The sequence below is a fragment of the Cupriavidus basilensis genome (assembly GCF_000876015.1).
In the GTDB taxonomy this organism is placed as follows: Bacteria; Pseudomonadota; Gammaproteobacteria; order Burkholderiales; family Burkholderiaceae; genus Cupriavidus; species Cupriavidus basilensis_B.
The window spans coordinates 32,503-58,949 of the sequence record NZ_BBQM01000004.1; the positions used below are offsets into that span (position 1 = coordinate 32,503).

Consider the following 26,447-nt stretch of genomic DNA (forward strand, 5'->3'; position numbering starts at 1 on the left):
TCTGATTGATGGTGTGTGACCGTACCGCATCGGTTACGCCGACGCGATGTGCGCCTGCATCCAGGTTACGCTCGAAGGCGACTCCGTCAACGTCGAGCCCTGGGACGTACTGGGCTACCTGTGCGAGTGCCGGGCGCACTGAGCGACTGTCGTTTGCACCCCACGCATTGTGAAAAACTGCAACGTGTGGCGGCATTCCCTATGCACTCATTCGACGCGCATGTCCTTACCATTGGGCATCCTGGCATGAATTCAATTTCTTTTAATTCCGATTCCTGAATTTCATCGCGCATTTCAGGAATCGTCTGATTTACCGCCAGACGCCCTTTTCGTAGCATTCCACACGTATTGATACATCGTGATTGCGAGCACAACGATAGCCTCGCAAGATAGCCGGTCATTGACTGACTGCGACCGCGAATGTCCAACCTGGCACGAAGCACCAAGCCTAACGGTCTGGCGAAACGGAGTGAACAACGATGGCAGAGGGTTTTGCTGAATTCAAGGCAATCGGTGCTCAGACGCTTAACGTGCTGACCACGGGGCGCCAAGCGTATCACATCGAAGTACCAGGGACCGCAAGTGCCGCCGTGCTGTCGGTGGTGTCCTTTGAGGCGGTGGAGCGGATGGGCGAGCCCTACACTGTCACCATCCAGCTCACGCACCCGCTGGTACTCGACCGAGCCGACTACCTCAACCGCGACGCCACTTTCCTGATTGACCCCGCCGATGGCAGCGAGCCGCGCAAGTTCGCCGGCTGTATCACGCACTTCAGCGAAACCCGGCAGACCCGCGACTTTTGCGGCTACGAGATCGTAGTCGAGCCGCTGGTTGCACGCCTCAAGCTCACACGTGCCAGCCGTATCTACCAGCAGCAGACCGCGCCGCAGATCATCGAGGCAATCTTGCGCCGCCATGACCTCAAGGGCCATCAGTTCGTCTTCAAGACGCGACGCAAGTATCCGCAGCACGCCTTCCGCATGCAATATGGTGCCTCGGACTGGGACTATATCCGGCTGCTGATGGAGCAGGAGGGCCTGTACTGCTATTTCACCCCGGGGAAGTTCGGCGAGATGATCGTGTTCGGCGACGACATCGACCACTATCTCTACCAGCCGGAACTGCGCGTGCTGTACCGCGAGACGGCGGGACTGGAGTCGGGCCAGGAGACGTTGTTCTCAATCAAGACCCATGCCAAGACGATCCCCGAATCGTTCCGGGTGGCGGACTTCAATCCCGACAAGGCGTGGGAGCGCCCCACCGGCGAGGCCAACGTCGCACGCCAGGAGAAGACCACTTACGGCCAGTCCTATGTCTACGGCACGCACCACCTAGACTTCGATGATGCCAAGTGGGAAGCGGGGTTGCGCCATGAGGCGAAGTACGCCGAACAGCTAGTTTACGCGGGCGAGAGCAACGTGCTGGCGCTGTGTCCGGCATGCATCCTGCGCGTGGATCTGGCGCTGCCCGACGCGCCCAACGGCCACGTCATCACCGAGGTCATCCACACGGGCGCCCGCGACGCCGCCTACCGCAATACCTACAAGGCCATTCCGTCCGACCGGCGTTTCCGCTTGCCGCTGAACGAGGCCAACTGGCCGCGTATTGCCGGCACGCTAAGTGCCCGCATCACCTCGCCGGGGGAGTACAAGTATGCCTACCTAACGCAGCAGGGTCAGTACATCGTCCGCTTCGATTTTGACTTTGACGAATGGCCCAACGGCGGCGAGAGCGTGCCGCTATGGCTCGCAAAGCCGTTCGCGGGGGCGCAGCAGACGGGATTTCACTTCCCGCTGATCGACGGTACCTACGTGGACGTGGCCTTTCGCGACGGGAACCCGAACAAGCCGTATATCGCGCACGTCCAGCACAACAGTCAGCACACGGACCTGATCACCAATCAGGATCGGTGGCTGTCGCGCAACGTCATACATACGCAGAGCAATAACAAGCTGCGCTTCGAGGACTGGGAGGGCCAGGAAGGCATCAAGCTGTCCACCGAGTACGGTGGCAAGACCCAGTTGAACCTCGGTCATCTGGTTGACAGCAAGAAGAAGCAGCGCGGGGAAGGCTTTGAGCTCCGCAGCAATCTGAAAGGGACGGTCCGGGGCGGACGCGGCTTGCTGTTCACAGCTTGGACGCAGCCAGCCAGCACCCCGCAGACGGAAATGGTGGCGGCCATGAACGAAATGCGCTCGATCTTGGCTCAGGCGCAGGGATTGGGGAACGCGGCCAGTCAATCCAAAGCGGAGATCGCCGACTTGAAGGCGGAGAACGCATGGTTGCGCGATAGTCTCAACGACCTCAAACAGGCAGTCATGATGCTGGCGGCCCCAAATGGGGTGGCCATCACGACACCGGACCGGGTATCGCTTGCTGCCGGGCGAGATGTGAACGTTGCCACCAAGGCGGGCTTCAACGTCAGCGCCATTGCAAAGATTGCGATTGCTGCTGGCGATGCGTTGTCGCTGTTTGCCTCAAGACTCGGGATCAAGATCTTGGCCGCGAAGGGCAATGTCGAAATCCAGGCGCAGACCGATGGTCTGGATCTCTATGCGGACAAGCAGGTGCATATCGCCAGCGCCAACGCGGATGTGCTGATCAACGCGAGCAAGAAGGCCGTTCTGGCGAGCGGCGGCGCCTGCGTGAAGATCGAGAACGGTAGTGTTGAAATCATCTGTCCGGGCAACTTCAAGATCAAGGCCGCTTCCTTCAAGTTCGAAGGTCCAGGCAATCAGTCTCTGCCAGTGCCGTCGCTGCCGAAAAGCCGCCTGAAGGTCCCCAATCAGTACATCTCGTCGAACTAACCATGATCATCAGTCCTCCGTTCTTGCCCGCCAATGGTCTGACATCCGACGATCCACTCAAGCCCGATCCGATGATGGACGCAGTCGATGGCTTTGAATTGCCCCATCACGGCGTCTATCCGGTTGCCTTTGACCGTCGCTGGCACTGCGGTGTTCATCTTATGCCCAACTATCAGAATGAGGCGGTGCGTGCCATTGCCGATGGGGAGGTGGTGGCCTACAGGGTTGCGCAAAAAGCGATTTGCGACGGACAAACGGACGATCACGGTGCCGATGCATTGAATTCCAATACGGGCTTTGTGCTGCTCAAGCACAAGACCGAGACGGGGGAAGGACGGAGCCTTACCTTCTATTCCTTGTATATGCACTTGCTGGATGTCGATAGTCTCCAGCCTGTGATAGGGGCACCAAATCTCCCGGAAGTCGGGTCTTCATCCGCGATGGCCAAGTGGTTGGCGGATGACACCAATGGCGTGCAAACTCCCGTCAATAAGAAGGTATATCGAAAGGACATCCTCGGTTACTACGGAAAATGCCACGGTCAGTCGCACCTGCACTTCGAAATCTTCATGACGGAGGAAGATTTCACTGCGTGGTTCGATCAGATCGGGCACACCGTTCAACTGGGCAACCAGACCCCCGCGACACCGGATTCGAAAGACTACTGGGGGCACAGTTACTTTGTGATTCCAACCGGGCAGACCTTTTACAGTACGCCACCCGACCAGGTAGCCCATGCTGCCTATTTTCCCGAGAAGCAGTCGGGAATACTTACGGAGGGAAATCTGTATGTCGAGGCGTACTTCCACAAGGGCCAGCGCTACACGCGCTCCTGGCTAGAAAAGGACGGTTCGCTGACCTGCTTGACCGGCGACCAGCCGGTTCAAGACCCGTTTCAAAATTACGAGTACACGCTGTATGACCGGGCGACCACCTTATATCCGGCACGCCCGAGCGATGGCTATGAGTTGATGCGTTTCGGCCGCATTTTGAGCGACCATTCATCCCTTCCAGTTGCGCCCCAAACGACATGGATGGCAGTGACGTTCGAATCAGGCAAACAGGGCTATATCGATATCAGCCAGGATGCGGTGCAGAAGTTGTCCGATGCGGATTTCCCGTTCTTCATGGGCTGGCAGAAGATCGAGGAGGGAAATACACCATTCAGTGAAGATGGTCTGTGCGATTACGATGCGCTGCGCAAGATCGTCAATGATGTGGAAGACCAGGAGACGCCACAGCAGCAACACGAGGCGACTGAGTATAAGCATGAAGATATCCTTTCCGCCTACGTTCAGGGCAACGATTCAGTGCGCAAGGCGCTCAGGGGCTTTGTTTGCCTTGCCCCCAGCGAGTGGGATGCCACCGGCAACGAGGTGCGTTACAGGCGTCTGAAGGATCCGGATGGCTTCTTTGGCAAGCGCAAGGACATCGACCCCAACGGGTACGACAAATTCATCGCGTTTCACACGCAATTGCAGTTTCTGGAGAAGACCGCACTGGGCGGCGGCAAGAAATTCTGGTTCTTCCACCCTCTGGCGTTCATCGGGCATTTCAGGAAGTGTAGTTGGCTGGCGAAGCGGGAGATCTATCAATTAGTTCCGGCAAAAATCGTCCGAAAACCTGGGTCGCATAATTTCCCAAGTCAAAGTTATTTCGAGACCGTACCGCTTAACAGGCCTTTTATTAACAAGCACTACACTGAACTTAATAATGCATTGCGAAAATATTTAATAACATCATCAATAAGGCAGGCTTGTTTTTTTGGGAATTCCACGCAAGAAACAGGATGGTTTCGAGATCTCAGGGAATCCGGTGGGGCAACCCCAAATCTTCACGCTGGATGGTATGGTCGTGGATTTTTGCAGTTAACCAATCCAAATGGAAATTTAAATGGTGGAAATAATAACTACTATAAATATTTTAAATTCATGGGGCGCCATCCGGAAACTCCTGCAAATGTGCAAGAGATTGCGTGGAGAGATGAACTTGGAGTAAATTCATTCCACGCAAGCCAAAGTGCTGGCGCCTATTGGATTTGGTCAAAAAAATCAGCACCTACCGAGCAAAATCCCAATCGACCTCAAGTGGACAGTGCTAACACTTACGCCGATGATGTCGCCATCGTTATGGGCAACCAGCGTCGCACCGTGAATACAGATCATGGGCCCAAAATTTGGTACTACAATCAGTTATTTACGAATTGTGCTACAGCAGTGAATTACCCTGGCGCAACCGGGCAAAATCCACCCAACATGAATGGCTTGATTGATCGATCTACCTCTTTCGCGAATGCAGTGGTGATTCTGTGCGATGGCCACCCGTTTCCGGCACAAGATGGCGCACAAAATTTAACTCCTGAAATTTTTGAAAGGAGAAGTGATCTATGATTAGGTTATTTATTTTTTCAGTGCTCGCCTTGATCTTTGGAATTTCGGGGGCGCAAACAGGCAATGATTCAAGAAAGGCGATAGCTAAACTTAGGGATAGCTGCGGTTATGAGGTCGGTCCATCAATCATCTCAAGAATCCATTCTTTCGACATAAAGGAGCTTGAGAAATCATCGGTTTTTGATTTTAACTTGTTGATTGATGACGCTGGTCGGAAAATCCATGGACATCTTAGTTTCGGGTGCCATAAGGCTACATCGATCGAGAATATTGAATCAGGTGAAGTTAATTCAACTGCCAACAGCAAGAAACATAACAACCTAACAGCAAAAGAAGAAATAGAGGCCGAAGACTTGGGGGGAAGATATGCGCGCATCGTCTCATGGCAACGAAATTATCGTGCGGATAATTTTGCGGGGACCATAGCTTACGTAAACAGTCTCTTCGGGGATGGTGAAAAGAGCGCGATACCAGAATATTTTCTTGTCTGCCCGGAAGTTCCTGGTTTTTCCTGTTTCTCAATGGAGATCGGAAATATTAATCGACTCACGAAGAATGAGGTTTTTTGTATTATCAATATACTTGAAGACTTAAAAATTATTATTAATAATTCGAACTGATCTCCAATGCATTCGCCTATCCGATTGACGAAATTGATTATTAGGCTTTGTATTGCAGGCTTGATGGCCACACCATCAATCGGTACTGCCGCTGTGGAGAACTCGCCTCCGAATTTGCTCAAACAAACAACGACAGCAGAACATGTTGTCGGCCCATGCCGCTTCAGGATTGCCAACATGTTTGGAGGGGAATTCCGGGAGGCTCACCCTGATAGCTCTCCACCCCAACAGGGCTCATATTACCTACCGATAACTGGACCGTCATCCTTTCTGACTGGAGGCTTCGGTTTATTCTGTGTGGAAGCCAATGAAGAGAGGATTACTTCCTCCCTGAATGGGAAGTATGTTGATGGTCGCTGGTGGACGTACGGACCCGTCGATGGCCCTGAATTTGTTCCATACGAGGAACAGGCGAAGGCTCGAACAATCCCACTAAAGGAAAAAAACTGGACTGGAATTACCTATACCGAAGATGCCACTACGGGTGACGAACGAACGCAGGCTCGTGTTTTTCATTTCTGCCTTGTCCGCGATGCCCGTGCATTGTGTGGATACACGGTTGTCGAATGGCTGGCAGACCGCAAAGGGCGCAATGACCTTGACCGGATCAAGGCAATTCTTGAGTCTGTCGAGTTTGTTGATACCCCGTTGCCGGCTGGTGGCAGTGCCACATCTAGCGTAACAAAAATTGAAAAATAAAACAGAAATCGCAATTATGGAGGTGGCACTCTAGATCATGAAAGAAATACTATCATTTTGGATGTTATGGCTATCAATCGCATGCTGCAATGCCAAAACTGGGCAGGAGATTAAATTCAGCCCAACCCCGGGAGTAGTCGCGGTCATAGCTATCGATGGCAATCTGGTCTCCATAAATATCTGTGGTGGAAGGAAATGCAATAATACTGAGGGCAACCTTTATGTTGGTAATCCAGGTAGCGTTAATTTGGGGGTCGGCGATTATAATTTCGACGGTAATACCGATTTTTCGCTATGGTATCTGGATGAGGGGAAGGGTACCTATACAATCCATAGGATATTTCTTTTTTCTAAAAGTGCGGGGAGATTTGGTGAGTACTTGCCGGCGTGCGGTGATGAGTTTGTTAACCTGAAAGTGGACAAGAAAAATAGGAGGCTAATTAGCACATATTGGGCTGACAATGAGCCGAAAGTGTGTTTCACATATCCACAAGAGAACCACAACGGAAAATGAAATCCCCCATCCGTCTCGGTGACGCCCTGGAAGACGGTGGCCAGGTCACCAGCGCCTCGCCCACCATGGAATTCATGGGTCGCCCGCTCGCCCGCAAGGGCGATGCTGCCCTATGCGCCCGTCACGGTCCGACCACAATTGCCGAAGGCGACGACGGCTTTCCCGATCAGGATGGCAAGCCCGTGGCGATGCACCGCCACTGCTGCGCCTGTGGTTGCCGCCTGATCTCGTCGCTGCTGAATGTCCATATCGCTTGATGTATGCCGATTGATTTGACGCCAGCGGCGGCGGCCAGGCCTTACCCGAAGCAAGGCCCACGACTGGTGCCATGGCTTCTTATCTGGGTCGCGTTCGCTACGCTCGGGGCGGCACTCGTCATTCTCTTTTGGCCGGTCAGTTGGCCCGCCAAAGGGTTCGGTTTCTGGTTCTGCGCCGCCGGCATCCCCAGTCTGGCCTACTTGCTGGCGCTCTCGCTGGTTCGCCTTCCCTTCGAATTACACTGGTTTCGTGCTTATGGCGACAACGTCGTCCGGCAGGAGTGGAAGGACAAGAAACAAGTCCAGGCGCAACAGCCGCTGCAAGTGCTGGGGATCGGGTACTGCCTGCCCGTCGGCGGTCAGACTCTCGCTAGCGTCGTCGCGGCTGGGCAGTCCGTGCAGAAGGCGCAGAAGGCGCGCAAAGGGCCAAGCATGGTCGTGCACAGCCGGTTTGACGAGGGTAATGTGTCAGACCTCCCGGTGGCCCATTCCTTTGCGGATAACGAAGCTCAAGAAGCAGAAAGCCGGCAGGTGGCTACTGTGACGCTCAAGATCGGCGAAGCGCTGGTCCCCCTCGCAGCAAGTCTGACGGCGCTATCGCAGTATGGACCAGTATTCGCGCCGGTCGTCCGCGTGCTTGCCCGCGACGAGGTGGCCAGCTTGCGGTTGCAGCAGGTGCGGGACGCGCTGGCACAAGCGGGTTTGTCTCAGCTCGAATGCCGGACTGAGCCAGTTTCCGACCGCCTCATGGTGGCCGATGCCTGGCTAGACGCGCGTGACCGCCGCCCCCTGCTGGTGGTCGCGGTCGAATGGTACGAGCAGGACCCGCCGGCTGGCAGCACCGAAGGTTGCGTCGCCGTGCTGCTCAATGCCGGCTACTACAAGGTGCCAGAGCCCGTCACGGTTCTCGGGAAGCTCCATCGTCCGCTGAAGGGCGAAGCCCGCGCCCTGGACCATCTACTCATGAATGCCCTGAAGTGGGGACGTACGGAGTCGGCAGCGGTGCAGCAGGCCTGGATTTCCAGCCCCGACAGCGATCACGACAGGGCGTGGCCGACGGCTTGCAAGGCCGCTACGCTTGAGCGTATCGCGCAGACCGAAGCTCAACACCGTCTGGATCGGCTGGTGGGAAACGCTGGCCTCATCAATGCGTGGATGTCCATCGCGGCGGCCGTCGAGTCGCACGCACAAGGCCCCCAACTCATCGTGGACGGCAACCAGGCCGCCATTCTTTACGTCTTTCCTTCTGTCCATGACGACACCGACCAATAATCTGCAGGCCCTCGCCTCCGGCTCCAAGGAGGCGCCCAAAGCGCTGACGCCATGGGCCATCCCCCTCTTCGTGTTTGTGGTCGCCGTGGTCTTCGCTATCGCGGTGTGGACGAAGGGGGACGTGCTTGGTATCACGACGCTGGAGGCCAAGATCACCTGGCTGCTCTGGATTGCCGGCGCATGCGGCATCTCGCTGGCGCTCTACACCGCCGTGATCCTCGGGGTTATCCCCATGTCTCGCCGACGTTTTGCCAAGGAATCGGGCGACAAGACGGTCACGGCCAAGGCTCCCAAGCGAGACCTGCGTCTGCAGCAGGCGTATGAGGAATTGCGCTTCCTGCTGGGCTGGCGGTGGCGCAATCGCGTGCCGTGGCTGATGCTGTGCGGTGAGGATGCCGCCATTCAGTCCGTTGCACCGGGCCTCCAGCACGCGGGCGTGTGGCGTACCGATGACGCCATCCTCGTGCATTCGTCGCCGACAGGCATTGAGCCTGCCCTATGGCGCAAGCAACTGCGCCAGTTGCGATGCCGCCGTCCGGTCGATGTCATTGTGCAGGTCGGTGCCGCATCGGATACGGAACCGCTGCGCGCGATCAACACCCTGCAAGCCACGTTAGGCCGGGCCGCGCCGGTCGTGTTCTTGCATCCGGTTCCGGTGCAGGGCCGGCGGCCTGACCAGTTCGAGGCCTTCGGGGCCTTTGTCGCGGACACTGGCAGCCGGCGTGCCGGGGCTGCTGGTGGCCGTATCGACACGGCGCTGGCGTCCTTGGAGGCCCACGCCGTCGAACTGGGGGTTCAACGCTGCTACGAGGGCACCCGCCAGCCGCTCGTAGCCTACATGTCGGCGTACATCAGCAAACAGCGCGCGCGCATCGCGGCCAGTTGGGCGGCCTGGGACACGTCGCACTGGCGGCGCGGCCCGCTGGCCGGCGTGATGTTCGCCCCCATCTATGCCGGGGCCGTCCTGCCGATGCCCGAGCCCGCCGAGGATGCGCCCGGTGAGCCCGCGCCTTCGGCGGTCGCTATGCACGCATCGGAAGCTCACCACCTGCTGCCGGCATCGGTACTGCCCGCCTGGCGGCAGATTGGCGAGCATGCCGGCCAGTATCGCAGTCGTCGGGTTGGCATTCATCCGGTGCTAGTGCTGACGGTGCTGGCTTTCGTATCGATTGGTTTGTGGACCGCAGGCATGGTCGTGTCCGGTCTGCGCAATAGTGCGGACCTGAGTGAGGCTCAGCAAGCGATTCACGCCATCCAGACGGCAACCAAACCTGCCCAGGGTCTGCATGCATTGCTGGCCCTGCAGAAGCAGATAGAGCGCTATGAATACCGCACGCAGCACCACGCGCCGTGGCTGACCCGCTTCGGCCCGAACCGTGACGCCGAAGTACTCGCCGCCCTGTGGGAGCCCTACGCGCAGGCCTCCCGCCGGCTACTGATTATCCCGATCCAACAGAATCAGGAAGCGTCGCTGGTGGACCTCGCGCGGTTGCAGACCACAACGCTGGATGACAAGACCAGCCAGTGGGCGCTTGCCGGGCGGGATGGTCTCAAGGCCTACCTGATGCTTGCCCACCCGGAGCGGGTTGAGCCCGGTTTCCTTGCCAAGCGCCTTCCGCAGGACTGGTCCACCGAGGCCCATATCACGCGGGGAGAGAAACAGGACCTGGCCGAGCGTCTGTTCAAGTTCTACGCGCAGCACCTGAAGGACCACCCGGACTGGAGGATTGAGCCCCGCCCCGCGCTAGTGGCCGGGGCACGCCAGACGCTGCTGGCGGTGATCGGTGCGCGCAACGCGCAGGATACGCTGTACCAGGGCATCGTGAATGGTGCTGGCAACAAGTACCCCGACTTGACGCTGCCGTCACTCACGGCTGGCACGGAGGCGCGTGGGCTGCTGCGGTCCTCGACGGTGGTGCCGGGCATCTTCACACGCCAGGCCTATGAGGGCTATGTCGCCGATGCGATTGACGCTGCCGCCAAGCGTCGCGACGTGTCCACCGATTGGGTACTGGCTGGCGGCAAGGCGGCCAGCGCCGCCCCCGACAAGTCCGCCGCCGAGCTGCACGCAGCCCTGACCGAGCAGTACTTCGCCGACTACGCCCAGCGCTGGCAGGACTTCATGAACAACCTGCAGTGGGAATCGGCAGGCACTTTGCCCGCCGCCATTGACCAGCTCAGGCTGTTGGCCGACGCGCGCCAGTCGCCGGTGATCGCGCTGATGAAGTCGCTTGCTTATCAGGGCGCCGCCGGGGTGCAGAAGGCTTCGCTGTCGGATACGCTGGCGAACAAGGCCAAGGATATCCTAGGCAAGAAGGACGACACCCCCGACAGCACCAAGGCCGCCCCGCTTGCCCCGCTGGATGCGGCGTTTGGTCCGGTGCTGCGCCTGATGGGACAGGCTGCCCAAGCGGGGCAAGGCGGCAACAGCGATCTGAGCCTGCAGCGCTATCTCGACCGCATCACCGCCTTGCGGCTGCACCTGCAGCAAGTCAACAGTGGCGCCGATGGGGCCGAGCAGGCGCGGCAGATGGCGCAGACGCTGTTCCAGGGTAAGAGTTCCGATCTGGCCGACACGCAAGCCTACGGGCAATTGGTCTCGGCTAGCCTCGGCGCGGAGTGGGCGAACATGGGCGAAGCGCTGTTCGTGCAGCCGGTCGTGCAGGCCACGCAGACTATCGTGCTGCCCGCGCAGGCGAGTCTGAACGAGGCCTGGCAGCGCTTCGTGGTGCCAGACTGGGACAGGACGTTTGCGGGCCGCTATCCGTTCGCCAACACGGCTAACGACGCCTCGTTGCCAGAATTCGCGCGGTTCATGCGTCCGCAGGGCGGCGTTATTCCTGCCTTCCTGGCTACTGAACTCGCGGGGGTGCTGGAGTTGCGGGGTAATGAGTGGGTGCCTGCCGCCGGCGCGCACGGGGTCACCTTCGATCCTCAGTTCCTCAAGTTCCTCAATGCGCTGCAACATGTCGCCACCCACATGCTGGTTCAGGGTGATCCGCAGTACCACTTCGAAGTCAAACCGATCGCGACGCCGGGACTCACCGATACGAAGCTGACCATCGACGGACAGAAGCTGCACTATTACAACCAGCGTGAAACCTGGCAACGCATGACGTGGCCCGCCAACACCCTGCAGGAGCCGGGCACGATCCTGCAGTGGCAGACCCTGACGGCCGGCACCAACAAGAACTACGAATATTACGGGCGCTTCGCATTCTTGCGCATGCTGGCGCGCGGCGACGTCGAGCGGGTTGATGCGGCGACGTACCAGATCAGTTGGCCGGCGGTGCTTGACACGCGCGCCAACCCGGACGACAAATCCGACCTGCCACAGCGCAAGCCTCTCATGATGCGGTTCTTGATTCGCGCCGAGGCCGGCGCCGGTCCGCTGGACATGCTCGCGCTGCCGGGGCTGCAGGTGGCACCACGCATTTTTCTGGTCGGCAAGAATGGCGCTGCCGTGGTCGCGCCGTCGCCTGCGGTCAAGAACAAAGGCAAGGCCAAGCGCGGAGGCGCATGATGAAGGTCGCAGGGAGGATCGGAGCTGCGGCAGTACTCGCGGTACTGTGCGTGTCACTCTCGCATGCGGCACCGAACGCTTCGACGGAAAAGGAAGCCGCACTCTGTGCCCGCGTCATCAGCAGTGGTGCCGCTGAAATTGTGAAAGGTGCGTTGCGGCTGAAGGCCAGATTGCCGACTGTGCGCGAGGCGGATGCACGGCGCTTCGCTTCTTACGCACCGGGTGGGGTGTCGCCGCCGCTACCGGTTGCGAGCCGCCCCCAGTACTACGTCTGGCTCATACGGCACCAGTTGGAGACGGTAGCAGGCCGGATCGGGCGCGTGCCAGCGCAATCCAATCCCGCCGACCGTGCTCTGCGCGTTATCGACAACGCCAACGGCGCGCAGGGATACATCGCGTTGGCGATGAAGGCTCTAGCGTATGCCTCGACCTTTCGCGGGCATGAAAGGGACTCGGGCGCCGATGCACTAGCGGTGCTCACCGAGGACCAGGTGCGGATCTATGCCAGCGATTTGGAAGCGCTATCCGTGGCCTTGAGCCTCCTCATTTCCTGCCATTTGCGGCGGCCTCAATGACGATACGGACCTTCCACTACCGCCATGCGATCTACGACTGGCCCATGACCATCCGCCGCCCGGCACGTGAGTGCGCGCAACTGGTACTCAAGGCATTGCAGCACTTCGGACCTTCGCCCCGCTGGCGGCTGTATTTGCACACGGGCCGGAACACGAAAGAGATGGCGCGCGTCCTGCAGCACCTGAGTATGGCGGAAGTCATTGATAAGGAACCGCCCGGCGACTCCCAAGGCTGCGCCATGTCCTGACAGGGGAGAACACCAGCAGCACAAAGCAGAACGGCCGGCAAATGCCGGCCGTTCTGCATCGAGCGCGGTGCTTACGCGCGCGCGGTGGCCGTGCCGGGCAGCGTGTCGCGGTTGGCGTAGCGCGAGGCGATCACCGAGCAGACGATCAGCTGCAACTGGTGGTAGACCATCAGCGGCAGCACCAGCAGGCCCAGCGCCGGGTGGCCGGCGAACAGGATCTTGGCCATCGGGATGCCGTTGGCCAGGCTCTTCTTGGAGCCGCAGAACACCGCCGTGATCTCGTCTTCCACCGAGAAGCCGAGGCGGCGCGCGGTGAAGGTGGTGGTGGCCAGGATCACCAGCAGCAGCACGGCGGCCAGCGCCATCACCGCGCCGATGGTCTCCCAGCTGTACTTGTGCCAGAGGCCGGCGGCGGTGGCGTCGCAGAACGAGGAATACACGATCAGCACGATCACGCCGCGGTCGATCTTGTTGGTGATCTGCTTGTTCTTGACCAGCCAGTTGCCGATCAGCGGGCGGGCCGCCTGGCCCAGCGCGAACGGCAGCAGCAGTTGCAGCGCCACGCCCATGAGCGCCTTGCCCAGCGGCATGGAGGCGCCGCTGGCGCTGATCACCAGCCCCATCAGCAGCGGCGTGGCGGCCATGCCGATCAGCCCGGAGATGGTGGCGTTGAAGATCGCGCCGGGCACGTTGCCGCGCGCCATCGAGGTCATGGCCACCGACGACGACACCGTGGACGGCAGCGCGCACAGGTAGAACACGCCCAGCAGCAGCTCGGCGGGCAGCATATGGCGCAGGCCGAACATCAGCGCCAGGCCGACCACCGGGAACACGATATAGGTGAAGCTCTGCACGAAGGCGTGCAGGCGCCAGTGGCGCGCGCCGGCCACCAGCCGGTCGCGCGACAGCGCCGCGCCGTGCAGGAAGAACACCAGCGCCACGCCCAGGTTGGTGACGATGCCGAGGTGCAGCGGACCGTCGCCGGCGCCGATCTGGGGCGCCAGCAGCGAGATGCCGATGGCGGAGAGCATGATGAGGACGAAGCCGTCGATCAAGTCGTAGAGTTTCTTGAACGGTGAGAGGATGGCGGACATGACAGCAGGTTGGATTAGGGTTTCGCCTAGTATTGGACGCTACGCCAGCCTAGAATGCAAATTCATTTATCGCATCCATTGATCTCATAGACGCATGAATTACACCTTGCGCCAGTTGCGCGTCTTTCTCGCCGTGGTCGGGCATGGCAGTTTCAGCCGCGCCGCCGATGCCGTGGGGCTGACCCAGCCCGCCGTGAGCCGCGGCGTGGCGGAGCTGGAAGAGGCACTTGGCGTGCGCCTGCTCGACCGCACCACGCGCGAGGTGCTCGTCACCGAGGCGGGGCAGGCGCTGGCGCCGGCCATCGAGCGGCTGCTCGGCCAGCTCGACGACACGCTGGAAGAGACGCGCCAGCTGGGCGAGCGCTATCGCGGCCGCGTTGTGATTGCCAGCGCACCCACGATCTCGGCGCGGCTGATGCCGCTCTACGTCTCCACCTGCGCGCGCCAGTATCCGGACATCCGCCTGAGCGTGCGCGACAACGTGCAGGCCGACGGGCTGGAGCAGATCCGCGCCGGCGCGGTGGATTTCGGCGTGCTGATCGACCCGCTCGCGCGCGAGGGGCTGACCATCGCGCCGCTGGCCACCGACCCGTTCTGCTTCGTGTGCCGGCGCGACCATCCGCTGGCCGGCGCCGAGTCGGTGCCGTGGCGCGCGCTGGACGGCATGCCGCTGGTGCTGCTGGATTTCGCCTCGGGCAGCCGGCCGCTGATCGACCGCATCTTCGCCAGCCACGGCGTGACGCCGAGCGTGGTGCAGGAGCTCGGCCACTCGGCCAGCGTGTTCGGCATGGTCGAGGCCGGCATCGGCGCCTCGGTGCTGCCGTCGTTCTCGCTGCCGCTGCCGGCCGCCTCGCCGCTGGTGTGGCGCCCGCTCACGCCGCGCGAGGAGCGGCGCATCGTCATGGTGTGCCGCGAGGACCGCTCGCTGTCGCCGTCGGCGGCGGCGGTCTGGCAGATGGTGCGCAGCCTGCCGCTGCCGGCCGAGCCGGCCATGCCGTAGGCGCCGCGGACGCTCAGGCGCGCGCCGCCGTCACCATCACCGCCTCCAGCGCGAAGCTGCCGTCGGCCTGCACCAGATAGTGGTCGCGGACTTCCGCCGGCGCCAGCTGCCACAGGTGGCGGATGGCGGCCACCGCCACCTCGGGCGTGCGCATGCGCTGCACCCAGGTGGCGAACTCCAGCTCGATGCGCCACACCGGCGACACGCTGGCCGTGAAGCCGGCCGCCGCCAGCATTGCCAGCCACGCGCGGCCGGTGTAGTCGCGGATATGGGACGGATCGCGCAGCAGCTCCACCGATTGCAGCCAGGTGTCGAGCAGCGGGTCCTCGGAGCCCGCGATGTCGATCAGCACCACCTTGCCGCCCGGCTTGAGCACGCGGCGCATTTCCGCCAGCGCGGCCGGCACGTTGCGCCAGTGGTGGGCGCTCATGCGCGAGATCACGGCGTCGAAGCCGGCATCGGCGAACGGCAGCACTTCCGCGGCGCCCTGGCGCGTGACGATGTTGCCGAGGCCCTTGTCGCGCGCGGCCGCGTCCACCACGGCCAGCATCTCGGCCGACAGATCGTAAGCCGTCACTTCGGCCGCGACCTTCGCCGCCGCGAAGCTGGCGTGGCCGGCGCCGCAGCCCAGGTCGAGCACGCGGGCGTTCGGGATGCCGGACAGCGCCTGCGCGAGCTGCTGGAGGTCGGCGCCCTGGGCGTGGACCGCGCTGGTGAGGTAGGCGCTGGCCGTCGCGCCGAACTGGGCGGCGACGAGTTCTTGTTGCTGCATATGGCTCTCTCCTGGCGGCACGCGCCGCCGGTGGGTTCTGGTGAGGGGACGGGGCGGCGGGGGGGCTTGCCCGCCCGCCGGCTTCGACGTACTGTAGCAGCCTGTTTTCCCGGTACAAGTCACCGTTTTATCCTGGTATAAAACGCACCAGTTTTCGCCGCTGGGCAGGCCGGGAGCCACCGCCCGCCCATTGCACATGACCGACGCCGCGCCCCTTGCCGCCACCGCTGCCCCGAACGACACCCCCAGTGAGCACGAACTGACCCGCGAAGCCGTGCTCGGCCGTTTCCTGCGCGCGCACCGCGAGCGGCTGGCGCCGGCCGAGGTCGGCCTCGCGCCGGGCCGCCGGCGGCGCACGCCGGGCCTGCGGCGCGAGGAACTGGCGCAACTGGCGGGGTTGAGCGCGACCTGGGTGACGTGGCTGGAGCAGGGCCGCCCGGTGGCGCTGTCCGCGCGCGCGCTGGCCGGGCTGGCCGGCGCGCTGCGGCTGTCGCGCGCCGAGCGCGCCTACCTGTTCGAGCTGGCGGGCCGGCGCGACCCGATGCAGGCGCAGGACGGCCACGTGCCGGCCACCGTGATGGCGAGCGTGGAAGCGATCGCCGGGCCGGCCTACCTGCTCGACCGGCAATGGAACGCGCTGGCGTGGAACGCGGCGGCGGCGGACCTGTTCGTGGGCTGGCTCGACGGCGCCAGCAGCGAGCGCAACCTGCTGCGCAGCATGTTCCTGTCGCCGGGCCTGCAGGCGCTGGTGGAAGACTGGCCGCACCGGGCGGCGCGGCTGGTGGCGGAATTCCGCGCGCACAGCATCCGCCATGCCGAGGACCCGCCCACGCGCGCGCTGGTCGAGGGTCTGCTGGCCGAGAGCCCGGCCTTCCGCGCCGACTGGCTGTCGCAGGACGTGGAGGAGCGCCAGGGCGGCCGGCGCGGCTTTCGCCATCCGCGGCGCGGGCTGCTGCATTTCGAGCAGCTCACGCTGGTGCCGGCGGCCGCGCCGGGGCTGACGCTGGTGATGCTGATGCCGGCGCAGCGCGCCGGCGGCTGAGCTTACTTGGGCTGCATGCGGATGGCGCCGTCCAGGCGGATCACCTCGCCGTTGAGCATGGTGTTGCCGATGATGGCGGCGACCATCTTGGCATATTCGGCCGGGCGGCCCAGGCGCGGCGGGAACGGCACCATCCGGCCGAGCGCGTCCTGCACTTCCTGCGGCATGCCCAGCAGCATCGGCGTCTCGAAGATGCCCGGCGCGATGGTCATGCAGCGCACGCCGTCGCGCGACAGGTCGCGCGCGATGGCCAGGGTCATGGCCACCACGCCGCCCTTGGAGGCGGCGTAGGCGGCCTGGCCGATCTGCCCGTCGAAGGCCGCCACCGAGGCGGTGTTGACGATCACGCCGCGCTCGCCCTCGGCGTCGGGCGTGTTCTGCACCATCGCCGCGGCGGCCAGCCGGATCATGTTGAAGGTGCCGATCAGGTTGACGCGGATGGTCTTGTCGAACGCATCGAGCGGGTGCGGGCCGTTCTTGCCGACGGTCTTGCTGGCGGTGGCGATGCCGGCGCAGTTGACCAGCCCGGCCAGGCGGCCCAGCGCCGTGGCGGCGGCCACCACCGCCTGGCCGTCGGTCTCGCTGGTGACGTCGCAGCGCACGAAGCGCCCGCCCAGCTCGGCCGCCAGCGCCGCGCCGGCGGCCTCGTTGAGGTCGGCGATCACCACCTTGCCGCCCGCCGCGGCCAGCATGCGGGCGCTGCCCTCGCCCAGGCCCGACGCGCCGCCGGTGACGATGAATACGTTGTCGCGGATTTCCATCTTTGTCTCTCTCCTTTGATTTCGGGATGCTCGTTTCGGGATGCTTGCCCCGGGATGCGGGCATGCCGGACCGGCGCTGCCGTTGGATCGGCATGTTGGCATAACGTTTACGTAAACGTCAATCAGTGGCCGATCAGCGCGGGCGGCTTCCGCCCCGGTCCCAAAACGAAAAAAGCGGCCCGAAGGCCGCCTTTCGCGTGCGCCGCGCGGCGTTGCCGCCGCGGTCGCTGATTCAAATGCCGCTTACTTCAACGCGCCGAACACGCGCGCCGTGATGTCTTCCACGCTGCCCACGCCCGCGATCTTGCGGTACTGCGGCGGCGCGACCTTGGCGCTGGCGTCGCCCTCGGTGGCCCACTTGGAGTAGTAGTCCACCAGCGGACGGGTCTGCTGGGAATAGACGTCCAGGCGCTTCTTGACGGTTTCTTCCTTGTCGTCCTCGCGCTGGATCAGCGCCTCGCCGGTGACGTCGTCCAGGCCTTCGGCCTTGGGCGGGTTGTACTTGACGTGGTAGGTGCGGCCCGACGCCACGTGCACGCGGCGTCCGCTCATGCGCTCGATGATGGCATCGAACGGCACGTCGATTTCCAGCACGAAATCGATCGCCACGCCCGCTTCCTTCATGGCCTCGGCCTGCGGGATGGTGCGCGGGAAGCCGTCGAACAGGTAGCCGCCCTTGCAGTCGGCCGCCTGCAGGCGGTCCTTGACCAGGCCGATGATGATGTCGTCCGACACCAGGCCGCCTGCGTCCATCACCTTCTTGGCCGCCACGCCGAGCGGCGTGCCCGCCTTCACCGCGGCGCGCAGCATGTCGCCGGTGGAGATTTGCGGAATGCCGAACTTCTCGCAGATGAACTGGGCTTGCGTGCCTTTGCCGGCGCCGGGCGCGCCCAACAGGATCAAACGCATTTACGGGTCCTCAGAGTTTTGAATCTGGTAAGGCGGGGGATGGAAGGAGGGTAACGCCGAAACTTGACGCGAGGCTTACCGCGCCGCGGGGGCGGCGCGCCTCGGATCGGAGTCTGGTCTGTCGACGGCCGGCATGCCGCGGCTCGCTGCCGATGGCGGCGACCCGGATACCGGACGGGCTCACTCTTTTCATCTCCCCACCGAGCCTTGGCCGGGCGTCTGAACGCCCGACGGCTCTGTATCGTCAAGCATTATGCCATGAGGCGGCGTAAAACCGGCTTGCCGGCACGGTGACAACTGTCATGACAGCCGTGCCGGTGATGCGCGCGCGCACCGCGGCACCGCGCGCCGGGGTGGCGTCAGGGGCCTTCCTGCGCCATGCCTTGTGCCCACAGCGCGCGCACGCGCTCCAGGTCGGCCGGCGTGTCGACGCCCGGCGCGGGCGCGGCGGTGGTCTGCAGCACGCCGATGCGCTCGCCGTGCCACATCGCGCGCAACTGCTCGAGCGCCTCGGTCTGTTCCAGCGGCGCCGCCGCCAGCGTGGGAAAGCGCCGCAGGAACGCCGCGCGGTAGGCGTACAGGCCGATGTGGCGCAGCACCGGCATGTCCGGCAGCGCCGCCCGCGCGTCGGCCGCGGGGCGGGCCGGCACGCCGGCCCAGGCGTCGCGCGCCCACGGGATCGGCGCGCGCGAGAAATACAGCGCGCGGCCGGCCGCGTCGCACACCACCTTCACCACGTTGGGGTTGAAGACCTCGGCGATCGCGCCGATCGGGTGGGCGGCGGTGGCGATGGCGCAGTCGGCGTGGCGCGCCAGGTGCAGCGCCACTTCGTCGATCAGGCCCGGCTCGATCAGCGGCTCGTCGCCCTGCACGTTGACCACGATGGCGTCGTCGGCCAGGCCCAGCAGCGTGGCCACCTCGGCCAGGCGGTCGGTGCCGGACGGGTGGTCGGCGCGCGTGAGCACCGCCTCGATGCCGTGCGCGGCGCAGGCCGCGGCGACCTCGGCGGCGTCGGTGGCGACCACCGTGCGCCGCGCCGAGCTGGCGTGGGCGCGCTCGGCCACGCGCACGATCATGGGCTTGCCGCCGATGTCGGCCAGCGGCTTGTCGGGCAGGCGGGTCGAGGCCAGGCGCGCCGGGATGACCACGGTAAAGGCGGGCAGGGACATGATGCGGGCTCGGTATGCGTGGGTCAGTCCGGCGAGACCAGGCGGCCCGGCACGGTCTGGCGGGCCTCGTCGGCCAGCATCACGGGGATGCCGTCGCGGATCGGGTAGGCCAGCTTGTCGACCTGGCAGATCAGTTCCTGGGCGGCGCGGTCGTATTCCAGCTTGCTCTTGCACAGCGGGCAGACCAGGATTTCAAGCAGCCGGTTGTCCATCTCGGGTTTCCTTGGTGTGGCCGGCCGCGGCCGCGGCGCCCGCCGCGCCGGGCGCGGACTGGGCGTGCGCGGCGACGGCGCGGCGAATCTTGTCGATCAGGCCCGCGTCGATCACGGGCAGGGTGGGGACGACCCAGATCCGCGGATCGAGCGGGTCGCTCAGGCGCTCGCATTTTACGGCATCCTTCTCGGTGATCAGGATGGCGTCGGCGGCGCGCGCGACGGGATCGTCGGCGAACGGGTCTTCGGCGAAGTCGTAGTGGTCCGGCAGCGGCATGGTGTCGGGCTGCAGGCCGGCGCCGCGCAGGCTGGCGAAGAAGCGCTCGGGGTTGCCGATGCCGGCCGCGGCCAGCACGCGCTGCCCGGCGAACGCCGACAGCGGCCTGGCCAGGGCAGGGTCGGCCAGTTGCCAGGCGTCCTGCAGTTCCAGGCGCATGCCGTAGACGTCCGGCCGCGCGGGGCTGGCGTGGAAGTCCGGGTCGTTGATGAGGGTGGCGTCGCGCTGGCGCGAGAGCGGCTCGCGCAGCGGGCCGGCCGGCAGCAGGAAGCCGTTGCCGCCCATGCGCGTGTCGAACATCACGATCTCGAAGTCGCGCTGGAGCTTGTAGTGCTGCAGGCCGTCGTCGAGCAGCAGCACGTTGACGCCGGGGTGCGACACCAGCATGGTCTGCGCGCACAGCGCGCGGTCGGGGAAGACCCACACCGGCACGTCGGCCGCGCGCGCGATCAGCAGCGGCTCGTCGCCGACGTCGCGCGCCTCCGAGGTCGGCTTGACCCGGCGCGGGTGCTTCAGCGTGACGCCATAGCCGCGCGAGACCACGCCCGGGCGCAGGCCGGCCTCGGCCAGCGCGTGCGCGAGCGCGATCACGGCCGGCGTCTTGCCGGTGCCGCCCACGGTCACGTTGCCCACCACCACCACCGGCATCGGTAGCCGCGTGGACTTGTACCAGCCGCGCCGGTAGGCCAGCCGGCGCCAGCCGCTGACCAGGCCGAAGAGCCACGAAAGCGGCAGCATCAGCCAGGCGAACCAGCTGCGGCGCTGCCACTGGGCGGTCACGAAGTCGGCGAGGGCGTGGCGGGGAGCGGGCATGGGCGTCGGGGGAGGGTCTGGGGAAGCGTCGGAGGGGGGCGTCAGGAAAGCGTCAGGAAAGCGGCGGACGGTGGCGAAGGATACGGGAGCGCGCCGGGAACGGCGCGCAACGAGCGGGGCAACTGCCGCGGCCGGCCGGTGCGGGCCGGGCGCGGCGAGGCCGCCTTATCCGATCATTATGGGCACCTTCCGGCGCCCGCGGCAAGCCGGGGCTGGCCCGGGCCGCCGTGCGCCGCGGCGAGCTCCGGCGTCGCCTCAGCGCGCCTGCGAGCTCTGCGTGGCGAAGGTCAGGCGCGGCAGGCCGGCCAGGCGCGCCGCTTCCATCACGTTGATGACCGACTGGTGGCTGGCCTGCGCGTCGGCGTTGACGATCAGCACGGGCGGCTGGCCCTCGCCGCCGCCGGCCACCTCGCGCAGGCGCGCGGCCAGGCTGGTCACGTCCTGCTGCTCCATGACCTGCTTGTTGACGGCGTAGACGCCCTTGGCCGAGACCGACACCACGATCTCGCCCGGGCGCTGCTGGGCCTTCTCGGCGTCGGCGGTCGGCAACTGGATCTGCAGCTCGGTGTAGCGCGAATACGTGGTCGTGATCATCAGGAAGATCAGGATCACGAGCAGCACGTCGATCAGCGGGATCAGGTTGATCTCCGGCTCTTCGCGTCGCTGGCGGGAACGGAAGTGCATGGCGGGCGTCAGGCGCGGCGCTGCGGCAGGATGGCGTCGAGGAACGCCGTGGCGCGGAATTCCAGCTCGGCCACGTAGTCGTCCACGCGGCGGCGGAAATAGCGCCAGAAGATCAGCGCCGGAATCGCGATGATCAGGCCGAAGGCGGTGTTGTACAGCGCCACCGAGATGCCGTGCGCGAGCTGCTCGGGGCTGGCGCCGGCGCCGCCCTGGCTGCCGAAGATCTCGATCATGCCGATCACCGTGCCCAGCAGGCCCATCAGCGGCGCCACCGAGGCGATGGTGCCGAGCGCGTTGAGATAGCGCTCCAGCTCGTGCGCCACCGCGCGGCCGGCTTCTTCGACCACTTCCTTGGCGGCGTCGCGCGAGGTGTGGGGCTGCAGCACGACGTGGCGCAGGCCGGCCGCCAGCACGCGGCCCAGCGGCGAGTTCTGCTCCAGGGTGCTCACCACCTCGGGCGTGGCGCGGCGCTGGTGCGCCACCGTCAGCGCTTCCTCGTACAGCTTGGGCGGCAGCACCTTGCTGCGCTTGAGGCTCAGGAAGCGCTCGACGATCAGCGCCAGGGCGATGACCGAGGCGATCAGCAAGGGCCAGATCGGCCAGCCGGCCGCTTGAATGATGGAAAACACGTGGAACCCCGAAATTCGACGGCTTGTCTGCACGCCAGCCGCCGCAGCCGCACGCGCGCTGGCTCTGTATTGAAAAATCAGGCGCCACTCTAACCCGCGGCATGGCGGCGCGGCAAGACGCCATGCCGCGGTGTCTCGGCGGCGCATCGCCGCGCCGCGCGGGATGTCCACACAGGACAGGGACAGCGTTGTGGATGGATTGTGGACAGCTATCTGACAAGCCGGTCAACGTCTTGATTCGAAAGGGAAAACAATCGCCAGCCTAAAAAACGGGCAGCGCGCCTGTGACGCCGGCGACCCGCCGGCGCCGCGCCGGCACGCGCGGCCAGGTTTCGGGCTGTCCACATAAAGGCAGGACAGTGTTGTGGAGCGGTTGTGGACAGTTGCCTGAAAACACAGCTAAGTCATTGATTCGGCAGCGGCTTCCCGTGGCTGCTCAAAAAACGGGCAGAGAGAGCCCGGCAGCACTTGGGCGCGCCGTCAGGGGGAGGAATCCGAAAAACTTCCGCCATGTCGACCGCTTTCCACATTCGTCCGGGACAGTCTTGTGGACGGGTTGTGGACAACTGCCGGAGAAGCGAGCTAAGTCATTGATAACAAAGGCCGGAATCCGGCATGCCCAAAAAATGGGCAGCAGCCGGGCAGGCCGGTTTCCGGGGTGCCCGGCGCGATTCCGAGTGAATATGGTTTATGCACCACTTTTGATGGTCTTTACATCGTGTTTACGGTTTACCCACAGCCGGCGGACGGGCGGCCGCCAATCTATCCACAGGCACGGGCCGTCCGGCAAGGTTGTCCAGAGTTCCTGTGGATAACTTTGTGAACAAGCCGGGGGCGCAGCCGGTAAGTCGTTGACGCATAAGGGGTTTGCTTACATTGCTCAAAAAATAAGACAGCAGAAACTACATAAGAATCAAAGGCTTGTGTCAAGTCATGCGGCTTTGCGGGTCGACGGGCCGCCCCCCGCCAAGAGACTTGACAGAGCGGTTATGCTGTGGACATGTCAATTCCACGCCGCATGCCCGGCTGCGCCCATGTCTGAATCGCTGAACTTTTCGCGTGAATCCCAGCCTGCGGCGCCCGCGGGCGGCCGCGAAGCCATCCCCGTCGGCGAGCTCAACCACGCCATTTCCCAGGTGCTCGAACGCAATTTCCCGCTGCTCTGGGTAAGGGGAGAAATCTCCAATTTCACCCGCGCCGCCAGCGGGCACTGGTACTTTTCGCTCAAGGATGCGCGCGCGCAGATCCGCTGCGTGATGTTCCGCGGGCGCAACCAGCATGTCGGGTTCGTGCCGCGCGAGGGCGAGGCGGTGGAAGTCCGGGCGCTGGTGTCGATGTACGAGGCGCGCGGCGAGCTGCAGCTCGGCGTGGAAGCCATGCGCCGCGCGGGCCTCGGCAATCTCTACGAAGCCTTCCTGCGCCTGAAGGAGAAACTCGCGCAGGCCGGCCTGTTCGCGCCCGAGCGCAAGCGCCCGGTGCCGGCCCATCCGCGCGCCATCGGCGTGGTGACGTCGCTGCAGGCCGCCGCGCTGCGCGACGTGCTCAGCACCCTGCGCCGGCGCGCGCCGCACGTGCCGGTGGTGGTCTATCCGGTGCCGGTGCAGGGCGCGGGCGCCGCCGAGAAGATCGCCGCGATGATCGACACCGCCAGCGCGCGCAACGAATGCGACGTGCTGATCCTGTGCCGCGGCGGCGGCAGCATCGAAGACCTGTGGTCGTTCAACGAGGAATGCGTGGCGCAGGCCATCGCGCGCTGCGCCGTGCCGCTGGTGTCGGGCGTGGGCCACGAGACCGATTTCACCATCGCCGATTTCGTCGCCGACGTGCGCGCGCCCACCCCCACCGGCGCCGCCGAGCTGGTCAGCCCCGACCGCGCCCACATGCTGATGCAGGCCCTGCGCGCGCGCAACGCGCTGGCCCAGTGCATGCAGCGCCAGCTCGACCGCCGCGCCCAGGGCCTGGACTGGCTGGCGCGCCGCCTGCGCAGCCCGCAGGCGCAGTTGCAGGAGCGCCGCCTGCAGGTCGACAACCTGATGCGGCACCTGCGCAGCGCGCTGCGCGACACCGTGGCCGCGCGCCGCCACCAGCAGCAGGTGCTGGCCATGCGCTGGGCCGCCGGCCGCCCCGACCTGGCGGCGGCCCAGGCCGAACTGCGCCGCGTCGCGCTGCGCATGGGCGATGCCGCGCGCCGCCAGCACGAGCGCGCCGGGCAGCGCTGGCAGCGCGCCGCCGGCGCGCTGGAACTGCTGGCGCCGCAGCGCACGCTCGAGCGCGGCTACGCCGTGCTGCTCGACCAGCGCGGCCACGCGCTGCGCTCGCCGGCCGAGCTGCGCGCCGGCACCACCATCGAGATCCACCTGGCCGAAGGCGTGGCCGACGCCGGCATCGCCAGCGTCCAGCCGCGCCTGGGCGAGGTGTAGCGCGGGCGGGCCGCGGCGGCCTTCGCGGGCGTCGGCGGCCCACCGACAGCGAACGCATATCGATGAACCTAATATGTTCGAGGGGGCTTTGTTTCCCGCGTTTGCGCGGGTCTGGCAAGTCCCCTACAATCGACATCTCCCGTCCTTCAACCCCACAGAGACAAAACAATGGAACATACTCTCCCCCCGCTGCCCTACGCGCATGATGCGCTCGCTCCGCACATCTCCAAGGAGACCCTGGAGTTCCATCACGACAAGCACCACCAGACCTACGTCACCAACCTGAACAACCTGATCAAGGGCACCGAGTTCGAGAACTCGACCCTCGAGGAAATCGTCAAGAAGTCCTCCGGCGGCATCTTCAACAACGCCGCCCAGGTGTGGAACCACACCTTCTACTGGGACTCGCTCAAGCCCAACGGCGGCGGCCAGCCGACCGGCGCGCTGGCGGCTGCCATCAACGCCAAGTGGGGCTCGTTCGACAAGTTCAAGGAAGAATTCACCAAGACCGCGGTCGGCACCTTCGGCTCGGGCTGGGCCTGGCTGGTCAAGAAGGCCGACGGCTCGCTGGACCTGGTCTCGACCTCCAACGCCGCCACCCCGCTGACCACCGACGCCAAGCCGCTGCTGACCTGCGACGTGTGGGAACACGCCTACTACATCGACTACCGCAATGCCCGCCCGAAGTACGTCGAGGCATTCTGGAACGTGGTGAACTGGGACTTCGCCGGCAAGAACTTCGCGGGCTGAGCGCCTGCCGTGGCGTGAATCCGGACAGCGGCGCCGCGCCGGGAAAGCCCGGCCGCGCCGCCCGAAGCCCGGGTGCCGCCATGCTTCGAAAGAAAGCCCTCCAGTCGTGAGGGCTTTCTTTTTGCCTGCGCGCCGGGGACAAAAAAGGCCCTCGATTCCGAGGGCCTTGCATCCGCGCGCATCGCCGCCTTACTGCGCCGTCCAGCCCCCGTCGGCCACCCAGGCCGCGCCGCGGATCTCGCTGCCGAACGGCGAGCACAGCATCAGCGCGAGGTTGCCGAGCTGCGCGGGCGTGACGAACTGGCCCGACGGCTGCTTTTCATCGAGCAGGCGCGCCTGCGCCGCGGCCGGCGTCAGGCCCTCGCGCGCGGCGAGGTCGTCGATCTGCTTCTGCACCAGCGGCGTCAGCACGAAGCCCGGGCAGATCGCGTTGCAGGTCACGCCGGTGCGCGCGGTCTCGAGCGCAGTGACCTTGGTCAGGCCGACCAGGCCGTGCTTGGCCGCCACGTAGGCGGACTTGCCGGCCGAGCCGACCAGGCCGTGCACCGAGGCGATGTTGATGATGCGGCCCCAGTCGCGCGCGCGCATGCCGGGCAGCGCGCAGCGCGTGGTGTGGAAGCCCGAGGTCAGGTTGATGGCGATGATGTCGTCCCACTTCTGCGGCGGGAAGGCCTCGACCGGCGCGACGTGCTGGATGCCGGCGTTGTTGACGAGAATGTCCACGGCGCCGAAGCGCGCGCCGGCCGCGGCGAACATCGCCTCGATCTCGTCGGCCTTGCGCATGTCGGCCGGGTGGTGCTCGGCCTGCGCGCCGGTGGCGCGGATGGCGGCCAGGGCCGCGTCGATGTCGCCGAAGCCGTTGAGCATGATGTTGGCGCCGGCCTGCGCCAGCACCTCGGCAATGCCCAGGCCGATGCCGCTCGTCGAGCCGGTGATCAGCGCCGTCTTTCCTTTCAGGTCTGTCATGGGATTTGCGTGTATGCGTGGGGATTTCGCCCGCGCGTCATGTC

The 26,447-nt window shown here is 64.4% G+C and carries 24 protein-coding genes; 14 read left to right on the forward strand and 10 right to left on the reverse strand.

The features are described 5' to 3' along the window. Positions 1-479 precede the first annotated feature (479 nt). Genes KF708C_RS02330 through KF708C_RS02360 form a run of 10 tightly spaced genes read left to right on the forward strand, consistent with a single transcriptional unit; the run spans position 480 to position 12,905 of the window. Entirely contained in the window at positions 480-2,807 is a 2,328-nt protein-coding gene (locus KF708C_RS02330; protein ID WP_059410626.1) for a type VI secretion system Vgr family protein, read from the forward strand. 2 nt (positions 2,808-2,809) lie between these two features. Next, the gene (locus KF708C_RS34295) at positions 2,810-5,197 is read left to right on the forward strand and encodes a hypothetical protein (RefSeq protein ID WP_082079413.1); all 2,388 of its coding nucleotides are present in this window, start codon (positions 2,810-2,812) and stop codon (positions 5,195-5,197) included. Then, positions 5,194-5,817: a hypothetical protein gene (locus tag KF708C_RS35405; protein ID WP_155888014.1), complete on the forward strand. Its 624-nt coding sequence runs from the start codon at positions 5,194-5,196 to the stop codon at positions 5,815-5,817. The genes KF708C_RS34295 and KF708C_RS35405 overlap by 4 nt, the downstream gene beginning before the upstream one ends. A 6-nt stretch (positions 5,818-5,823) precedes the next feature. Beyond that, positions 5,824-6,516 (forward strand): hypothetical protein, encoded by a 693-nt coding sequence (locus KF708C_RS35410; RefSeq protein WP_156173709.1) that lies wholly within the window; start codon positions 5,824-5,826, stop codon positions 6,514-6,516. 37 nt (positions 6,517-6,553) lie between these two features. Then, positions 6,554-7,030: an XAC2610-related protein gene (locus tag KF708C_RS35415; protein ID WP_156173711.1), complete on the forward strand. Its 477-nt coding sequence runs from the start codon at positions 6,554-6,556 to the stop codon at positions 7,028-7,030. After that, a complete protein-coding gene (locus tag KF708C_RS02340) occupies positions 7,027-7,287 on the forward strand; it encodes a PAAR domain-containing protein (RefSeq protein ID WP_059410627.1) in 261 nt (86 codons plus the stop codon). Before KF708C_RS35415 ends, KF708C_RS02340 begins: the two co-directional genes overlap by 4 nt. A 3-nt stretch (positions 7,288-7,290) precedes the next feature. Then, positions 7,291-8,559 carry a hypothetical protein gene (locus tag KF708C_RS02345; protein ID WP_059410628.1) on the forward strand — a complete coding sequence of 423 codons (1,269 nt, stop codon included), beginning with the start codon at positions 7,291-7,293 and terminating at the stop codon, positions 8,557-8,559. Next, a complete protein-coding gene (locus tag KF708C_RS02350; RefSeq protein ID WP_059410629.1) occupies positions 8,540-12,082 on the forward strand; it encodes an ImcF-related family protein in 3,543 nt (1,180 codons plus the stop codon). The genes KF708C_RS02345 and KF708C_RS02350 overlap by 20 nt, the downstream gene beginning before the upstream one ends. Then, the gene (locus tag KF708C_RS35420; protein WP_156173713.1) at positions 12,079-12,657 is read left to right on the forward strand and encodes a hypothetical protein; all 579 of its coding nucleotides are present in this window, start codon (positions 12,079-12,081) and stop codon (positions 12,655-12,657) included. The genes KF708C_RS02350 and KF708C_RS35420 overlap by 4 nt, the downstream gene beginning before the upstream one ends. Next, entirely contained in the window at positions 12,654-12,905 is a 252-nt protein-coding gene (locus tag KF708C_RS02360) for a hypothetical protein (protein WP_059410631.1), read from the forward strand. The genes KF708C_RS35420 and KF708C_RS02360 overlap by 4 nt, the downstream gene beginning before the upstream one ends. Positions 12,906-12,976: 71 nt before the next feature. Here KF708C_RS02360 and KF708C_RS02365 read toward each other — a convergent pair whose 3' ends face one another. Beyond that, positions 12,977-13,999: a bile acid:sodium symporter family protein gene (locus KF708C_RS02365; protein ID WP_059410632.1), complete on the reverse strand. Its 1,023-nt coding sequence runs from the start codon at positions 13,997-13,999 to the stop codon at positions 12,977-12,979. A gap of 94 nt (positions 14,000-14,093) precedes the next feature. On the opposite strand from KF708C_RS02365, the gene KF708C_RS02370 reads away from it, so the two are divergent. Then, positions 14,094-14,999 (forward strand): LysR family transcriptional regulator, encoded by a 906-nt coding sequence (locus KF708C_RS02370; RefSeq protein ID WP_020423721.1) that lies wholly within the window; start codon positions 14,094-14,096, stop codon positions 14,997-14,999. A gap of 13 nt (positions 15,000-15,012) precedes the next feature. On the opposite strand, the gene KF708C_RS02375 is transcribed toward KF708C_RS02370, so the two are convergent. Further along, positions 15,013-15,771: a class I SAM-dependent methyltransferase gene (locus KF708C_RS02375; protein WP_059410633.1), complete on the reverse strand. Its 759-nt coding sequence runs from the start codon at positions 15,769-15,771 to the stop codon at positions 15,013-15,015. 196 nt (positions 15,772-15,967) lie between these two features. On the opposite strand from KF708C_RS02375, the gene KF708C_RS02380 reads away from it, so the two are divergent. Further along, positions 15,968-16,813, forward strand: a complete 846-nt coding sequence (locus tag KF708C_RS02380) for an MmyB family transcriptional regulator (RefSeq protein WP_231586363.1) — start codon at positions 15,968-15,970, stop codon at positions 16,811-16,813. 2 nt (positions 16,814-16,815) lie between these two features. On the opposite strand, the gene KF708C_RS02385 is transcribed toward KF708C_RS02380, so the two are convergent. From KF708C_RS02385 to KF708C_RS02415, 7 genes are all read right to left on the reverse strand, one after another. Then, positions 16,816-17,574: a 3-hydroxyacyl-CoA dehydrogenase gene (locus KF708C_RS02385; protein WP_020202139.1), complete on the reverse strand. Its 759-nt coding sequence runs from the start codon at positions 17,572-17,574 to the stop codon at positions 16,816-16,818. Between the two features lie 243 nt (positions 17,575-17,817). After that, positions 17,818-18,483, reverse strand: a complete 666-nt coding sequence (adk, locus tag KF708C_RS02390) for an adenylate kinase (RefSeq protein WP_059410635.1) — start codon at positions 18,481-18,483, stop codon at positions 17,818-17,820. Positions 18,484-18,842: 359 nt separating this feature from the next. Then, positions 18,843-19,652, reverse strand: coding sequence for a 3-deoxy-manno-octulosonate cytidylyltransferase (gene kdsB, locus KF708C_RS02395; protein ID WP_059410636.1), 810 nt, complete (start codon positions 19,650-19,652; stop codon positions 18,843-18,845). A 23-nt stretch (positions 19,653-19,675) separates the two neighbouring features. After that, positions 19,676-19,864: a Trm112 family protein gene (locus KF708C_RS02400; protein WP_020202136.1), complete on the reverse strand. Its 189-nt coding sequence runs from the start codon at positions 19,862-19,864 to the stop codon at positions 19,676-19,678. Then, entirely contained in the window at positions 19,845-20,954 is a 1,110-nt protein-coding gene (lpxK, locus tag KF708C_RS02405) for a tetraacyldisaccharide 4'-kinase (RefSeq protein ID WP_059410637.1), read from the reverse strand. Before lpxK ends, KF708C_RS02400 begins: the two co-directional genes overlap by 20 nt. Before the next feature lie 255 nt (positions 20,955-21,209). Next, on the reverse strand, positions 21,210-21,638 hold the full coding sequence (locus KF708C_RS02410) for an ExbD/TolR family protein (protein ID WP_020202134.1): 429 nt from the start codon (positions 21,636-21,638) through the stop codon (positions 21,210-21,212). 8 nt (positions 21,639-21,646) lie between these two features. After that, positions 21,647-22,267: a MotA/TolQ/ExbB proton channel family protein gene (locus tag KF708C_RS02415; RefSeq protein ID WP_020202133.1), complete on the reverse strand. Its 621-nt coding sequence runs from the start codon at positions 22,265-22,267 to the stop codon at positions 21,647-21,649. Positions 22,268-23,301: 1,034 nt separating this feature from the next. On the opposite strand from KF708C_RS02415, the gene xseA reads away from it, so the two are divergent. Continuing rightward, the gene (xseA, locus tag KF708C_RS02420) at positions 23,302-24,687 is read left to right on the forward strand and encodes an exodeoxyribonuclease VII large subunit (RefSeq protein WP_059410638.1); all 1,386 of its coding nucleotides are present in this window, start codon (positions 23,302-23,304) and stop codon (positions 24,685-24,687) included. A gap of 168 nt (positions 24,688-24,855) precedes the next feature. Continuing rightward, positions 24,856-25,437 (forward strand): superoxide dismutase [Fe], encoded by a 582-nt coding sequence (gene sodB / locus KF708C_RS02425; protein WP_020202131.1) that lies wholly within the window; start codon positions 24,856-24,858, stop codon positions 25,435-25,437. A gap of 189 nt (positions 25,438-25,626) precedes the next feature. On the opposite strand, the gene KF708C_RS02430 is transcribed toward sodB, so the two are convergent. Then, complete coding sequence (locus tag KF708C_RS02430) at positions 25,627-26,403, reverse strand: 3-hydroxybutyrate dehydrogenase (protein WP_020202130.1); 777 nt, start codon at positions 26,401-26,403, stop codon at positions 25,627-25,629. Positions 26,404-26,447: the final 44 nt, after the last annotated feature.

Excerpts from the sequence above, each read along its gene's own strand:
- KF708C_RS02385 (WP_020202139.1), bottom strand. The coding sequence starts at position 17,574 with ATGGAAATCCGCGACAACGTATTCATCGTCACCGGCGGCGCGTCGGGC.
- adk (WP_059410635.1), bottom strand. The coding sequence starts at position 18,483 with ATGCGTTTGATCCTGTTGGGCGCGCCCGGCGCCGGCAAAGGCACGCAA.
- KF708C_RS02360 (WP_059410631.1), top strand. The coding sequence starts at position 12,654 with ATGACGATACGGACCTTCCACTACCGCCATGCGATCTACGACTGGCCC.
- KF708C_RS35405 (WP_155888014.1), top strand. The coding sequence starts at position 5,194 with ATGATTAGGTTATTTATTTTTTCAGTGCTCGCCTTGATCTTTGGAATT.
- lpxK (WP_059410637.1), bottom strand. The coding sequence starts at position 20,954 with ATGCCCGCTCCCCGCCACGCCCTCGCCGACTTCGTGACCGCCCAGTGG.
- KF708C_RS34295 (WP_082079413.1), top strand. The coding sequence starts at position 2,810 with ATGATCATCAGTCCTCCGTTCTTGCCCGCCAATGGTCTGACATCCGAC.
- xseA (WP_059410638.1), top strand. The coding sequence starts at position 23,302 with ATGTCTGAATCGCTGAACTTTTCGCGTGAATCCCAGCCTGCGGCGCCC.
- KF708C_RS35420 (WP_156173713.1), top strand. The coding sequence starts at position 12,079 with ATGATGAAGGTCGCAGGGAGGATCGGAGCTGCGGCAGTACTCGCGGTA.
- KF708C_RS02350 (WP_059410629.1), top strand. The coding sequence starts at position 8,540 with ATGACGACACCGACCAATAATCTGCAGGCCCTCGCCTCCGGCTCCAAG.
- KF708C_RS02375 (WP_059410633.1), bottom strand. The coding sequence starts at position 15,771 with ATGCAGCAACAAGAACTCGTCGCCGCCCAGTTCGGCGCGACGGCCAGC.
- KF708C_RS35415 (WP_156173711.1), top strand. The coding sequence starts at position 6,554 with ATGAAAGAAATACTATCATTTTGGATGTTATGGCTATCAATCGCATGC.
- KF708C_RS02345 (WP_059410628.1), top strand. The coding sequence starts at position 7,291 with ATGCCGATTGATTTGACGCCAGCGGCGGCGGCCAGGCCTTACCCGAAG.
- KF708C_RS02370 (WP_020423721.1), top strand. The coding sequence starts at position 14,094 with ATGAATTACACCTTGCGCCAGTTGCGCGTCTTTCTCGCCGTGGTCGGG.
- KF708C_RS02380 (WP_231586363.1), top strand. The coding sequence starts at position 15,968 with ATGACCGACGCCGCGCCCCTTGCCGCCACCGCTGCCCCGAACGACACC.
- KF708C_RS02430 (WP_020202130.1), bottom strand. The coding sequence starts at position 26,403 with ATGACAGACCTGAAAGGAAAGACGGCGCTGATCACCGGCTCGACGAGC.
- KF708C_RS02365 (WP_059410632.1), bottom strand. The coding sequence starts at position 13,999 with ATGTCCGCCATCCTCTCACCGTTCAAGAAACTCTACGACTTGATCGAC.
- KF708C_RS02400 (WP_020202136.1), bottom strand. The coding sequence starts at position 19,864 with ATGGACAACCGGCTGCTTGAAATCCTGGTCTGCCCGCTGTGCAAGAGC.
- KF708C_RS02410 (WP_020202134.1), bottom strand. The coding sequence starts at position 21,638 with ATGCACTTCCGTTCCCGCCAGCGACGCGAAGAGCCGGAGATCAACCTG.
- KF708C_RS02330 (WP_059410626.1), top strand. The coding sequence starts at position 480 with ATGGCAGAGGGTTTTGCTGAATTCAAGGCAATCGGTGCTCAGACGCTT.
- KF708C_RS35410 (WP_156173709.1), top strand. The coding sequence starts at position 5,824 with ATGCATTCGCCTATCCGATTGACGAAATTGATTATTAGGCTTTGTATT.
- kdsB (WP_059410636.1), bottom strand. The coding sequence starts at position 19,652 with ATGTCCCTGCCCGCCTTTACCGTGGTCATCCCGGCGCGCCTGGCCTCG.
- sodB (WP_020202131.1), top strand. The coding sequence starts at position 24,856 with ATGGAACATACTCTCCCCCCGCTGCCCTACGCGCATGATGCGCTCGCT.
- KF708C_RS02340 (WP_059410627.1), top strand. The coding sequence starts at position 7,027 with ATGAAATCCCCCATCCGTCTCGGTGACGCCCTGGAAGACGGTGGCCAG.